This is a genomic window from Stenotrophomonas sp. 21LCFQ19, from assembly GCF_056861425.1.
Map to the genome: position 1 here is coordinate 1 of NZ_JBSPUF010000028.1, position 14,237 is coordinate 14,237.

Sequence of the window (14,237 nt, forward strand, 5' to 3'; positions counted from 1 at the left end):
TCCAGCAGGTGCAGCAATCGGGCAGCGCGTTGGCTCATTGGGGGTTCCGGCACAGGCAGCTGCCCAGCATAACGGCTGACGGCCAGCGCATTGAGCCTGCGGCATCAACAGAGCGCATTTATCCCGGCTAGCTGAGCAATAGGTAAGCCCTATCAGAGCGAGCAGTTCATTTGATTATTCATTTAACGCGTCGGTGGTTACAGTCGGTGCAAGAACTACCCCAACGCCAGCAGGAGCCAGCCATGAGCAATGACACCAAGCCGACCTGTCCGTACCACAGCGCCCCCTCCCCTGAGCAGGCCGCGCAATCGCAGCGTGACACCAGCACCACACCCAAGCAGCAGCATGGCGACGCACCGGTGACGCCGCTGACCACCGCCTTCGGCGCGCCGGTTGTGGACAACCAGAACAGCAAGACCGCAGGCCCGCGCGGCCCCTTGCTGATGGAAGATGTATGGCTGCTTGAAAAGCTCGCCAACCTCAACCGCGAGATCATTCCCGAGCGCCGCATGCATGCCAAGGGCTCAGGCGCATTCGGCACGTTCACCGTCACCCATGACATCAGCAAGTACACCCGTGCCAAGCTGTTCTCGGCCGTGGGCAAGCAGACCGAGATGTTCGCCCGTTTCACCACCGTGGCCGGTGAGCGCGGCGCAGCCGATGCCGAGCGCGACATCCGTGGCTTTGCACTGAAGTTCTACACCGAGGAAGGCAACTGGGACCTGGTCGGCAACAACACGCCGGTGTTCTTCCTGCGTGACCCGCGCAAGTTCGGCGACCTCAACAAGGCGGTCAAGCGCGACCCGCATACCAACCTGCGCAGCGCCCGCAACAACTGGGACTTCTGGACCCTGCTGCCGGAAGCGCTGATGCAGGTGACCGTGGTGATGAGCGACCGCGGCATCCCGCGCAGCTTCCGCCATATGAACGGCTTCGGTTCGCACACCTACAGCTTCACCAATGAGGGCGGCGAGCGCTTCTGGGTGAAGTTCCACTTCGTCACCCAGCAGGGCGTGCAGGCGCTGACCGATGCGCAGGCCGAAGTGTTGGTCGGCAAGGACCGCGAAAGCCACGGCCGCGATCTGTTCCAGGCGATCGAGCGTGGTGAGTTCCCGAAATGGAAGCTGTTCGTGCAGGTCATGCCGGAACTGGAAGCAGAGACCTACCGCATCCATCCGTTCGACCTGACCAAGGTCTGGCCGAAGAGCGATTACCCGCTGATCGAAGTCGGCGAGTTCGAACTCAACCGCAACCCGGTCAACTGGTACCAGGACGTGGAGCAGTCGGCTTTCGCCCCGAGCAACCTGGTACCGGGTATTGGTCCGTCGCCGGACAAGATGCTGCAGGCGCGTCTGTTCGCCTACACCGATGCGCAGCGTTACCGGCTGGGCGTCAACCACCACCAGATCCCGGTCAACGCCGCTCGCTGCCCGGTCTTCAGCAACCACCGCGATGGCGCCATGCGTGTGGACGGCAACTACGGCGGCCTGCCGCATTACGAGCCCAACAGCTACGGCCAATGGCAGGAGCAGCCGCAGTACCGCGAGCCGGCGCTGAAGATCCGCGGCGATGCCGACTTCTGGAACTTCCGCGAAGACGACAACGACTACTTCAGCCAGCCCGGTGCCCTGTTCCGCAGCTACAACGCCGCTCAGCAGCAGCGTCTGTTCGAGAACACCGCACGCGCCCTGGGTGATGCGCCGGACTTCATCAAGCAGCGCCACATCGACAACTGCAACAAGGCCGACCCGGCTTACGGTGCAGGCATCGCCGCCGCCCTGCAGAAGTTGGCTGCGGCAGCCGCTCCGGCCGACCCGTTCGCACCGCCGCCGCACCCAGGCAGCGATTTCCCGACCGCCACCCCGGGCGCCGAGGACATCGAGCTGTAAGCCCGGCCCGCTGGTCCAACGATGAAACAGCACCGCCCGCCCTGCGCGGGCGGTGCTGTTTCTACCCACAACCCAACACGTCGTTGGCCTCTTCACTTACGCACCCTTGCGGGGGTTACCATGCCGCTGGACAACCCACCCTTCAAGGATTCCCCGATGAGCCTGACCGACGATCTCCTCTCCCAATTGCAGGGCGCGCCGCTGCAACAGGTTTCGCAGCAGTTGGGCATCGACAGTCAGCAAGCCTCGGGCGCGATCAGTGCCGCGTTGCCGTTGCTGATGGGCGCACTGGGCAACAACGCGGCCAAGCCGCAGGGCGCCGAAGCCCTGTTTGGCGCGTTGCAGAACAACCACAGCGGCCTGGACATCGGCAGCGTGCTGGGCGCAGTGATGGGCGGCGGCAACAACCCGGCAGCCAACGGCGCAGGCATCCTCGGCCACATCTTCGGCGGCAGCCAGGACCGTGCCGAGACCGGCCTGGCCCAGGCCACCGGCCTGAGCCCGAGCAGCTCCAGCCAGCTGCTGAAGATCCTCGCCCCGATCGTGATGGCCTTCATCGCCCAGCGCATGAGCAGCGGCGGCCAAGCCGACCCCAATGGTCTGGCGCAGATCCTGGGCCAGGAAAAGCAGCAGGTGACGCAGGCTGGCGGTATCGGCGGCGGCCTGCTGGGCAGCGTGCTGGACCAGGACGGCGACGGCCAGTTCGGCGTCAGCGACCTGATCAGGCTGGGCAGCGGTTTGCTCGGTAGCGGCAAGCGCTGAGCCGGTTGAGGTTGATCGAAGACGCCACCGCAAGGTGGCGTTTTTGTTTCGGTAGTGCCGAGCCATGCTCGGCAGAGGCCTTACCGGTAGGGCCCATTGCCGAGCGTGGCTCGGCACTACGGGGCTGGCATTGCCGGTAAAGCCCCTGCCGAGCATGGCTCGGCACTACAGGTGTCAGAGCGCGTCGAGATCACCCAGGGCGCGGATCAGACGTCGGGCACGTTTGTCGGGCTTGTGCTCCGGGGCCTGGTAGCCGGTGCGTTCGGCGGCGCGGCGAAGGTGCACTTCGTGACGCGCCTGTTTCGAGGCCGCCGATTCTTCGTACATGGCCTGCGCTACCGGCGCCGAGCCGCGTTTGTCGCTGAGCCCGCGTACCGCGATCTCGAAGACCTCATCGCCACGCTGCACCCGCAGCGCGTCACCCAGGCGAATGGCGCGGGACGACTTGGGGCGTTGCCCTTCCACATCCACCTTGCCGGTCTCCACCGCCTGCTTGGCCAGGCTGCGGGTCTTGAAGAAACGTGCAGCCCACAGCCACACATCAAGACGAATGCTTGCTACCACTACGACTTCGCCACTCATCGCGTTGCCATGACTCCCGTGTAAGCCACCTACCGTTGATACCTGACGCCGGCACCCTCACCTGCAAGATGCTAGTGTGCCTGCCCCGATCCCGACAACGTTGTCCATGTCGAAACCCAAGCAAACCCGCTCGCTGACCGAAGGCCCGATCGGCACCAGCCTGCTCATGTTCGCGCTCCCCATCCTGGCTGGCAACATCGCCCAGTCGCTGAATGGCTCGGTCAATGCCATCTGGGTCGGCAAGTTCCTCGGTGAGGCGGCGCTGACCGCCACGGCCAACGCCAACAACATCATGTTCTTCCTGATCGGCTCGGTGTTCGGCATCGGCATGGCCGCGACCATCCTGATCGGCCAGTCCATCGGCGCCAAGGACCTGCCGCAGGCACGGCGGGTGATGGGCACCAGCGCCACCTTCTTCATCAGCCTGTCTGCGCTGATCGCGGTACTGGGCTGGTTCCTCTCGCACCGCCTGCTGCTGGCGATGGGCACACCGGCCGAATCCCTGCCGATGGCCGATGCCTATCTGAAGGTGATCTTCCTGGCGATGCCGCTGCTGTACGCGTTCGCCTTCATTACCGCCGCCCTGCGCGGCGCCGGCGATGCACGCACGCCGTTCCGCTTCCTGCTGTTGGCGGTGTTGATGGATATCGCCTTCAACCCGTTGCTGATCTTCGGCGTGGGTCCTTTCCCGGAACTCGGCATTGCCGGTGCAGCGTGGGCCACCTTCTTCTCGCAGGGCCTGGCATTGGCCGGCCTGATGCTTTACCTGCGCAACAAGCGACACATGCTGTGGCTGGGACGCAAGGACATCGGCCTGCTGAAGATCGACACCGTCATCCTCAAGGCGCTGGTGGTCAAGGGCGTGCCGATGGGCCTGCAGATGATCCTGATCTCGCTGGCGATGATCATGATGATCAGCATGGTCAATGGCTACGGCGTGGAAACCGCCTCGGCCTATGGCGCCGCGATGCAGTTGTGGACCTACGTGCAGATGCCGGCCATGGCCATTGGTGCGGCCTGCTCGACGATGGCCGCACAGAACGTGGGCGCCGGCCTCTGGCCACGGGTGGAAGCCACCGCGCGTACCGGCGTGCTGTTCAATTTCCTGCTGACCGGTGCCTTGATCGCGCCGATCATCCTGTTTGATCGCAGCACCCTGGCGTTGTTCCTGCCTGCCGCCAGCGAGGCGCTGGAGATCGGCCGCCACCTGAATCACATCGCGGTGTGGTCGTTCCTGTTCTTCGGGGTCAACTTCGTATTGTCCGGCGTGGTTCGCTCCACCGGCGCGGTGCTGCCGCCGCTGTTGATCCTGGCAATCGGCATGTGGGGCATCCGCGTGCCGTTCGCGTTGTGGCTGCAGCCACGCTTTGGCGCCGATGCAATCTGGTGGAGCTTCCCGGTCAGCGCGCTGTGCTCCATGCTGATGATCATGGCCTATTACCGCTGGGGTAATTGGCGCAAGGCAACAATCCTCGACAAGCCGGCGCAAGCCACCCCGGCGGAAGTGCCGGCTACGCCGCCATCGCCGGTGGCGGATCCGGACGTGGAATTGGAACGCTAGACAACGCTGTGGGAGCTGTGGGAGCGGCGTCAGCCGCGAAGCAGGCATTGCTAGCTCAACCCCTCCCCAACCCTCCCCTACGCCTCCGGCGCAAGGGAGGGGGCTGCACGACCTGTAGTGCCGAGCCACGCTCGGCAGGGGCATTACCGGTGACGCCTCATGCCGAGCATGGCTCGGCACTACAGTTGCAGCGGATCAGTAACTGCCGTCGAAGGCGAAGATCGGCTTGCGCTGCTGCCACAGGCCCTTGGTGAAGTCCGGGAACTCCAGGGTCTGGAAGCTGTTGGCGATCGACTGCTCGGACAACGGCGTGATCGCGCTCCAGGTCACGGCGTCGTAGATGTCGATCGGCATCGGCGCCTTGGCCTTCAGCGCCTCGACGAAGGCGTGGATCACGAACCAGTCCATGCCACCGTGACCAGCGCTTGCGGCGGTATCGGCATGCTGCTTCCACAGCGGGTGCTCGTACTGGTCCTGGTAGGTCTTGAACTCTTCCCACTGGTGCGGCGGGCTGCGGCCTTCGATGTGGATGCCGTGGTTGACGTCCATCCACAGGCCCTTGGTGCCCTGCACGCGGAAGCCCATAGAATACGGGCGCGGCAACGAGGTGTCGTGCTGCAGCAGGATGGTCTCGCCGTTCTCGCAGGCCAGCGTGGTGGTGACGATGTCGCCGAGCTTGAACTTGACCTTGGTACTCGGGTGGGTGGTCCCGCCGCTCTTGGCAACGGTGTACTCGTGCAGGCCGCGCGCCTTGCTGGCGAAGGCATTGATATGGGTGAAACGGTTGCCGCGGTTGATGCCGGTATACATCGCGCACGGGCCGATGCCGTGGCTGGGATACAGCTCGCCATTGCGTTGTACCGAATGCTCGGTGCGCCAGCGTGCTTCCGACCAGCCCTTGGCGCCGAACTCAACGCCGCTGTCGTAGGGATGCTCCGGCGTGCCGTCGTTGAACTTCACCCCGCGCAGGTCGTGCTGGTAACCGCCCTGCAGGTGCACCAGTTCGCCGAACAGACCCTGGCGCACCATCTGCAGCGCCGCCATCACGTCACGGCGATAGCAGACGTTCTCCAGCAGCATGTACGGGGTGCCGGTGCTGAGCTGGGTATTGAGCACATCCCAATGGTCCTGCAGGGTGATGCCGGCGACCACTTCGCAGCCCACCGCGACCTTGGCCTGCATCGCCGCGATCGCCATCGTTGCATGCAGCTCCCATGGGGTTGCGATGATCACGCCATCCAGGCCGCGCTGCTCCAGCAGGCGCTTCCAGGCATTCTGGTCGCGGTCGGCGCCATAGGCCTGCGGTGCCGGCTTGCCGGCCTTGGCCACCATGTCCATGGCGCGGCCGAGCATGATCGGTTCGATGTCGCACAGGGCAACCACTTCGACGTCGTCGCGGCGTACCAGTTCCTTCAACAGTACCTGGCCACGCATGCCGGTGCCGATCACACCCAGGCGCACCTTGCGGCCACGTGCCCAGGCCGGCGTCTCCGGCAGCAGGCTGGTGGCGGCCAGGGCCGCGCTGGCCATGATGAATTCCCTACGCTTCATTGTGTTTCCTCTTTCAGGGGGCGTGCCAGTCATGGCAGGCGTGCCGCGACCGTGCTGACGGTGTCACTGTCTTCCCCCTCATGCAATGCATGAGGGGGAAGCGCTGTTGCGGTGGATCAGAACTTGTAGGTCGCGGTCACGCTGTAGATGCGGCCGAAGTTGTTGGCGTAACCGGCGAAGTTCATCCAGTCGTTCGGGTCGTAGAACGGCAGGCGGTTGAACAGGTTCTTGACGGTCACACCAACGCTCAGCTTCTCGATCGGACGCCAGTTCACGCTCAGGTTGGCCGTCCACCATGCCGGTGCGCCACCGCAATGGCCCGGGGCCAGATCGAGGTAGCTACCGGTGCAGGTCTGGGCGTTGTTGTCCTGCGCATCGATGCGGTCATAGGCCCACTTGGTACCGCCGACATAGTTCACGTAGAAGCCGGTATCCCAGTTGCCATACGTCCAGTTGGTGTTGAACGTGGCGCGCACCTTCGGGTTGTTGTAGTAGCCAACCACGTTGCCGTAGTACCAGCCGTCACCGTTGTCGGAGTTGTACATGTTGCGGTTGGCAATTGTCGCCGCCACGCCGATGTTCAGGCGGCCCCATTCACCCAGGTCGAAGCGGCTGCGCAGGTCCACGTCGAAGCCGTCGATCAGGGTGCGGCCACGGTTGCTGTACTGGCCGATCACGCTGGCCACGTTGCCGATGCTGTAGCCCGGCAAGGTGCCCGGGCAGGTCACGCCGCTGGCCGGGTCGTTGCACATCGCAGCCAGGGCCGCGAGGTTGGACCTGTCGGACTCGGTGATCGGGAAGCGAGTCATCGAATCGATGTCTTCTTCCTTGCTGTAGTCCGGTGCGACGATTTCATCGCGGCGGTACACGAACCAGTAGTCCGCCGACACCGACAGCCAATCGGTCGGCTCCAGCACGACGCCCAGCGTGGCGATCTTCGCCTTCTCCGGCTTCAGGTCCTGGTTGGGCTGGGTCATGCGCGCCACGTTGCGGCTGCAATCGCTGTTCCACAGGCTGTTGCCCAGGTCCTTGTCGACGACGCGGTTGGACTGCCGCAGCAGGCCGGCGATCGCATTGGTTTCCGCACAACGGACTTCATCACGGTAGCCGCCGATCTGCGCATACACGCCACCGCTACCCGCTTCAGCCAGGCTCGGTGCACGGAAGCCCTCCGAATAGGTACCACGTAGCATCAGCTGCGGCAGTGCCTGGTACTTCAGGCCGATCTTTGGCGCGGCATTGGCGCTGAAGCCTGGGTACTTGTCCAGGCGCAGTGCCAGGTCCATCTCGAGCTTCTCGGTGAGCGGCACCACGGCTTCGGAGAACAGCGCGTAGGTGTTGCGCTTGCCGTCGAACCACGAGCCGCCCTGCTGGGTGATCAGGCCGTTGGCGGCATCCGGGTTGCCCGGCGTGTAGAAGGTCTCGCGGGTGGCATTGAAGCCGAACGCCGCGCGCACTTCGCCGGCCGGCATGTTGAATAGCGGGCCTTCGATCTTGCCGTCCAGGGTGTGCAGGCGGGTCCACGATTCGATGTCGAAGGTCGGGAAGGCTTCGCGGATCAGCGCCGCGTTGGCTTCACTGATCTCGCCGAACTTGTAGGCCGGGTGATCGGAAATGATGACGCGGCCGGTGCCCGGATCGATGGTGTACGGACCGAAGGCTTTCTCGAAGCCTTTCAGGTTGACGTTGGTGGTCTGGTAAGTGACCGAGTGCGAGCCAGCAGTGGCGAACGCGGTTTCCCAATTCCAGTCGCCGGCAGCACCACGCAGACCTGCCACCACACGGTAGCTGTCGTCGGTATTGCGCTGACCGAAGTGGCCACCGCCGACGTCCTGCAGCAGGTAACCCAAACCGACTACACCGCCATTCATCGCCTTCAACTCCGGGCTGGCGTGGTTGTATTCGTTGTTCGGGCCGAGCCACGGGGTCAGGAACTGGTTGACCGTATTGCCGGTGTTGCGCGAGAACCAGCTCTGCGGATTGCCGGTGGTGGTGCCGTAAGCACGCGGCGTACCGCCATTGGCGTGCAGGTCGATGTCGGTGTAGGTGACTTCGGCGAATGCCTCGGTGCTGTCATTGAGCTGGTAATGACCATTGACGTAGGCAGTGACTCGCTTGGAATCCGCGCCGCCGTTGATCTGCCGGTTCATCCAGGTCTGCCAGATGCAGCGCGTGCCACTGCTGACCTGCAGCACGTTGTTGCAGCCCGGTGCAGCCTCGTCCTTGCGCACGCCGGTGACCGGATCGATGGCGTAGTAATAGCCGGGGTTGAACACGCCCGGCGCACTGCCGGTGTCCAGCCGCAGGTTCTTGATGTAGTCCGGATTGTTGACGTAGAACTGGCCCGGGTGCTTGAGGTACCACTCGCTGTCCGGAATACCGTCGCGCTCATAGAGGTTGACGCTGGCATAGACGTTGTAGCCATCCTCGGCCATGTCGCCGAAACCGCCAGTGACGCTGGCCTGCTTTTCACCGAAGGAATCAAAGCGCGAGGCGGTATCCCAGGTACCGCTGACTTCCAGGCCCTGGTAGCTGCTCTTGGTGATGACGTTGATGACGCCGGCCACCGCATCGGTGCCGTACACGGCCGAGGCGCCATCGGTCAGCACTTCCATGCGCTCGATGACGGCGGCAGGAATGGCATCGATGTTGACGAACTGGGTCTGGAAGCCAGCCGGCGCGCCGTAATACGACAGGCGGCGACCGTTCAGCAGCACCAGCGTGCCCTGTGCACCGAGGCCACGCAGATTGGCCTGCGACGCACCGTCGGAGCCGGTGAACAGGGACTTGGAATCGACCTGGCCCGGTCGTGCCGCTGGCAGATTGTCGAGCACCTGCAACAGCGTGCGTGCACCCATGTTTTCGATGTCCTGCTTGCTGATCACCTGCACCGGCGATGCGGTTTCCACATCGGTGCGGCGGATGTTGGAACCGGTGACCTCGATGCGGGACAACTCGGTGGTCTTGTCCTTTTCCTTCTCGGCCTTGTCCTGCGCGAAGGCAGGTGCGGCGATGGCGAACAACACGCTGGCGACAGCCAACGATAGTGGAGCTTGCAAACAGCGTTTGGCACTGCGGTTGGCTGGCAACATCGGGGTTCTCTCCTGGCAAGGGCACGCAAAAAAAACAGCAGTTGGCGGGCAAAGCGATCCCATGCCACGGTTCTTGGACCGTAGCCGGGGGTAATCCGGTGGGAGGAGCGGTGTTACGGGTGGGTCATGGTGCGAGGATGTCGGCGGAATCGCCCTCCTCGCCTATCAGTACGGCGTTGGCCCAGTTGGCGCAGACCTGGGACGGTTGGCTACCCTGCGCGCCCAAGGTGCGCAGGCTCAGTCTGGACAGACCGCGGATGTCGAGCTCGGGCTTGACCACACCCGGTGCTTTGACGAAGCCGCTGTCATAGAGCAGGCGATCATCACCCCAGACCTGGAACTGCAGGCCGCCGGCCTGACGGCATTGGTCGTCGACGCCGAGGTCGGCGCGCAGTGTTTTCCACTGCCCCTTCAGGCTCATGTCGATGCGGCTCTGCGCACCAACGCCGAGGCCACGGTGGAACTGCAGGCCGTTCATGCGCATTGGCACAGCGGCAGCGAACGAACGGTCGGCGTGCACCTGGGTGGCCAATACGGCCGGCAGCGGCAGCTGGGAGAGGTATTGCTGCCGCGCCGGCCGCTCGGCCGTTTGCTGCTCAAGGATATGGAAGGTGGACAGTGCAATCGGGCCAACATCGTGCGGCTGCAGTGCATCCACCGCACGCGCGGTGCTGCCCTGCGCTGCGGTCACCATCGGATCGGCACCACTTGCGCCGTCACCGTCGGGGTTCTGCACGCTGAGCACGCGGAAGCGCAGCAGACGGCCGGCATGGGCTGGGAAGTCGATGCGCTGCAGTTCCTGCTTCAGCTGCAGGTGACCGCTGGCAATCGGCTTGCCCCACTCGCCATTGCTGTCAGCCATATAGATTTCATAGTCACGCACCTGGCCATGCTTCCAGTGCTGGTCATTGCGTGGTGCCAGCTCGATGCCGTCGATCAACTTGCGCTCGCCGAAGCCCACCACCCATTCGTGGGCGCCGGTGCGGATGGCCTGGTTGCGCACGCTGCGGAACCACGTTGCCGGATCATCGTCGAAGGCATTTTCCAGCGGATGGCCGGGTTCTTCGGCCGGGCGGTTGACCACCAGCAGGCTGTCGGACGGCAGCGCGCGGCCCAGCTCCGGTGCGTTCGGGAAGGCATCGTCGGCCAGCGCGGCGGCAACAGGGAAATCCAGCTGCAGTTTCAACGGCGCACGGATGTCCTGCGTCGCGGTACGCACATGCAACGTACCCTTGCGTTCCTTGCCATCGAAGTACCAGCCTTCACTGGCTGCCTGCAATGCAGCGGCATCAGCAAGCTTGGGCAGCGCGCGGCCATCCAGCTGCACGGCAGTCGGTGCGCTGCGATTCAACACGCGCAGGCCGTAACGGCGCTGCGCCAACTGACCTTGATACTCGCCCTGTACCGGCGCGATCTCGACCTGCACCGGGCCACTGCCCTGCGCCGGTGCCTGCACGCGGATCTGCTGCGTGCTCGACTCACCCTTCTGGTAACGGCGGGTACTGCCATCGTCTTCATACAAGGTGTAGCTGGATTCACCCTGCGGATACAGATCGAAGGTCACCTCATCCAGCGGCTTCTCGCCGTCGAACAGCATCTCCGGATACATCGGCAGGATCGCTCCAGCGCGCACGAATACCGGCAGCGTCGCCAGTTCGACCGGGCGGTCGAGCTGCTTGCCTGCAGCACCGGCCTGCAGATGGCGGCCGTCCCAATAGTCGTACCAGCCGCCAGCCGGCAGATGGATGTCACGGCGCCAGCCACGGCTTGCGGCCTGGCTGCGATAGACCGGCGCGACCAGCAGATCGCGGCCGAGCAGGAACTGGTACTTGTAGGTTTCGTCCTGCGCGTGCGGGTCCTGCGGGTTGTCCCACATCAGCCCGCGCACCGGCGGTGCACCACTCTGTGCGGCGTCATGCACCAGTCCGTACATATACGGGGTCAGGCGCATTTTCAGCTTGAGGTAGTCGCGGTTGATCGAACGATAGGGCTCATCGAAAGCCCAGGGGTGCTTGCGCGCGTTGGACGACCAACCGGACATGCCCATCAGCACCGGAGTGAAGGTCTTCCACTGCAGGTCGCGGGTGAAGGTCTCGGCGCTGCCGCCGAAGATCGCATCAACGTCGCCGCTGGCATAGGCCATGCCCGACAGACCGGAACCCACCAGGGTCGGCACGTGCCAGCGGATGTAATCCCAGCTGCTGCTCTGGTCGCCGGTCCATGCGACCGCATAACGCTGGATGCCGGCCCAGCCCATCACCGTCCACAGGAAGGGGCGCGAATCGGAATTGTTGAGAATGCCGTCGAAAGCCTGGCGGTTGGCATCCATCGCGAACTGATAGCCCTGCCCGGTCCAGGCCACATCCAGCTTCTGCACGCGGCTGCCGGCCTTGCCCACTTCCCAGGCGATCTTGTCGACGCCGTTCTCGGTCCACAGGCCGGTCTTGAAGCCGTACTTGGCCAGGCCCTGCACGGTTTCCGGCAACTGCTTGTAACCGCAGCCGTAGCCGTCATTGGGCAGGATCCAACCGCCCGGCATGTCGTTCTCGCGGTACTTGGCGGCAACGCTGTTGACCACATCGATGGTGGTGCCGGTGGGGCCATCGCTCCAACCTTCGGGCACGCTGCCGGGCTTCTTGATGTTGTCGCCGTCGTTGTAGCAATCGGCATCGCCGTAGGACAGCGCCCAGCGCGCGACCATGTTCGGCCGACCGGTCAGCTGGGTGTAGCGTTCCAGCAGCCGCTGCAGATCGTTGCCGACGAAGTAGTAGGCGTCGAAGCGATCTTCGCGGTGCAGCAGCGTGGCCTGGTCCGGCTGGCGCAGGTCATAGCTGCCGTCGCTCCAGGTATTGCGCAACATGCCCCAGCCGCGTGAGCTGAGCAGCATCGGCGCCGGGCTCGGGCGGTCGCCCTCTTCCCAGCCACCGGAATAGGAAACTTCAAGCTCGCGGCCCTTGAACTGGAAACGGCCGTTCTGCTGGCCGCCGCCGTAGAAGGCTTCATCGGCCTGCGAGGACAGCACCTGCACGCTCTGCTCGGCAGCCAGGTCCAGCGGCTGCTGTTCCTGCCATAGCGACACCGGCTTGCCGCCGTCCAGACGCTCCAGGCGCAGCTGCAGGGGCTGCCGCTGCACATGCAGGACCAGCGCCGGGGTACGCACGCGGATTTCCTGCGCGTCTTCTTCCAGTTGCGCCTGCACCTGCTGCACGGGCTGCGGCAGCACGATGGGCGCGGCCTTGTCACCGGCGCCGGTCAGTTTGCCGTTGCGGCCGGCCTGCACATGCACGATGTCGTTGGTCAGCACCTCGATGCGCAGCGTGCTGCCGTTGTCACTGCGTACGTCCCAGGCACGCACGCCGTCGCGGCCATCGCTGGCGGTGACGGAGCGCAGATTGCCGATGGGCTCGGCCTGTGCGGTCACTGCCGGCAACAACAAGGCCGAAAGCAGCGCCAGCAGCAGCGGCGATTGACGAACGCAGTGTTCCACCTTGCCTCCAACCCGTTCAACGGGCGTTTCGAAACCGAGTGCGCCGACTCTAGGGCAGGAAATCGAAAGATGTCAACAAAATGAAAGCAAAAGATAAGTAAGATTTCTTGCAATCGAAAGATGGTGCACAGCACCAACTTTCACATCGCGCAGCTGAGCGTATTCATTGCTGCGAAAGGATTTCCCGGGAAACCTTTCGCTTCGGACGATTCTCAAGCGAACAAAGTCGAATCAAATAGTTTCTTTCGCTTTGCTTTCGGTATTTGACATTTCGAAAGAAAAGAAAGATGGTGCGCTGGCCAATCAGGAATCACACATGGATGCCACCCTGCTTCACGATCTGACCGCCTGGCAGCGCCTGGGCGGAGCCGATACCGCTACCGAAATCGCCCAACAGCCCGCGCTGTGGGAAACGCTTGCCATCGACCTGCAACAGGCCAGCACGCGCCTGCAGGATTTCCTCGGCCAGCGCCTGTCTGATCCGCGCCAGCGGGTGATCTTCACCGGTGCCGGCAGCTCGGGTTTCATCGCCGAGATGGTGGCCGACACCATCAACGCGCAGTGGCCGGCCGAAGTACGTGCCGTGCACACCACCAGCCTGCTCACCCACCCGGCGCTGTACCTGCAGCGCGACCGCCCGACCCTGCTGGTGTCATTCGGCCGCAGCGGCTCCAGCCCGGAAAGCGTGGCCGCCGTCGACCGCGTCCGCGCCGACGTCGACGATGCCCGCTTCCTCGACATCACCTGCAATGCCGAAGGCGAGCTGGCTCGTCGTGGCGCCGGCCGCGAGGACACCTGCACGCTGCTGATGCCGGCCGCCAGCTGCGACCGCGCCTTCGCCATGACCAGCAGCCTGAGCTGCATGCTGCTGACCGCACTGACCGTGTTCGACAGCGCCCCCTGGGCCGAGCGTGTACAGCGCCTGCAGCAGGTTGCCGCACTCGCGCGCCAGGGCTTGGGCAACTGGGATGCAGCAGTCGCCGCACTGGCTGCGCAGCCGTACAACCGCGTTATCTACCTGGCCAGTGGTCCGCTGGAAGCGCTGGCCCGCGAGGCTGCGCTGAAGGTATTGGAGCTCACTGCCGGCCGCGTGCTGGCACTGGCCAATACCCCGCTGGGTTTCCGCCACGGTCCCAAGTCCACGCTCAATGATGAAACCCTGGTCGTCGTGCTGCGTAGCGCCGAACCGCTGTCGCGTCGCTATGAGCAGGATCTGCTGGAAGAACTGCGCGGTGATGGCGTTGCCGGCAAGGTGCTGTCGATCGGCCCGCATTCGGACCTTGGCATCCACGACGACTACACCTTGCCCGTGC

At 64.2% G+C, this 14,237-nt stretch carries 8 protein-coding genes and 1 pseudogene; 4 read left to right on the forward strand and 5 right to left on the reverse strand.

Going from position 1 to position 14,237, the window contains the following annotated elements; all coding sequences use genetic code 11:
* The first annotated feature begins 242 nt into the window (after positions 1–242).
* Together AC13FW_RS20140 and AC13FW_RS20145 are read left to right on the forward strand one after the other, a co-directional pair.
* Positions 243–1,889 carry a catalase gene (locus AC13FW_RS20140; protein ID WP_296253523.1) on the forward strand — a complete coding sequence of 549 codons (1,647 nt, stop codon included), beginning with the start codon at positions 243–245 and terminating at the stop codon, positions 1,887–1,889.
* Positions 1,890–2,045: 156 nt separating this feature from the next.
* On the forward strand, positions 2,046–2,651 hold the full coding sequence (locus AC13FW_RS20145) for a DUF937 domain-containing protein (protein ID WP_482990248.1): 606 nt from the start codon (positions 2,046–2,048) through the stop codon (positions 2,649–2,651).
* 174 nt (positions 2,652–2,825) lie between these two features.
* Here AC13FW_RS20145 and AC13FW_RS20150 read toward each other — a convergent pair whose 3' ends face one another.
* A complete protein-coding gene (locus AC13FW_RS20150; RefSeq protein WP_482988984.1) occupies positions 2,826–3,233 on the reverse strand; it encodes an RNA-binding S4 domain-containing protein in 408 nt (135 codons plus the stop codon).
* Positions 3,234–3,339: 106 nt separating this feature from the next.
* Here AC13FW_RS20150 and AC13FW_RS20155 point away from each other — a divergent pair, with 106 nt between their 5' ends.
* Positions 3,340–4,794: an MATE family efflux transporter gene (locus AC13FW_RS20155; RefSeq protein WP_296252250.1), complete on the forward strand. Its 1,455-nt coding sequence runs from the start codon at positions 3,340–3,342 to the stop codon at positions 4,792–4,794.
* A gap of 195 nt (positions 4,795–4,989) precedes the next feature.
* Here AC13FW_RS20155 and AC13FW_RS20160 read toward each other — a convergent pair whose 3' ends face one another.
* The 4 genes and pseudogenes from AC13FW_RS20160 to AC13FW_RS20175 all read right to left on the reverse strand — a co-directional run bounded on the left by AC13FW_RS20160 (position 4,990) and on the right by AC13FW_RS20175 (position 12,924).
* Positions 4,990–6,345 (reverse strand): Gfo/Idh/MocA family protein, encoded by a 1,356-nt coding sequence (locus AC13FW_RS20160; protein WP_482988985.1) that lies wholly within the window; start codon positions 6,343–6,345, stop codon positions 4,990–4,992.
* 78 nt (positions 6,346–6,423) lie between these two features.
* The gene (locus tag AC13FW_RS20165) at positions 6,424–6,642 is read right to left on the reverse strand and encodes an ABATE domain-containing protein (protein WP_482988986.1); all 219 of its coding nucleotides are present in this window, start codon (positions 6,640–6,642) and stop codon (positions 6,424–6,426) included.
* Positions 6,579–9,500, reverse strand: a pseudogene (locus AC13FW_RS20170) (TonB-dependent receptor plug domain-containing protein); the annotation flags it as partial. The pseudogene AC13FW_RS20170 and the gene AC13FW_RS20165, both read right to left, overlap by 64 nt.
* A gap of 61 nt (positions 9,501–9,561) precedes the next feature.
* Positions 9,562–12,924 (reverse strand): TIM-barrel domain-containing protein, encoded by a 3,363-nt coding sequence (locus AC13FW_RS20175; protein WP_482988987.1) that lies wholly within the window; start codon positions 12,922–12,924, stop codon positions 9,562–9,564.
* A 316-nt stretch (positions 12,925–13,240) separates the two neighbouring features.
* Here AC13FW_RS20175 and AC13FW_RS20180 point away from each other — a divergent pair.
* The coding region (locus AC13FW_RS20180; protein WP_482990262.1) for an SIS domain-containing protein at positions 13,241–14,237 on the forward strand (997 nt) is incomplete at its 3' end.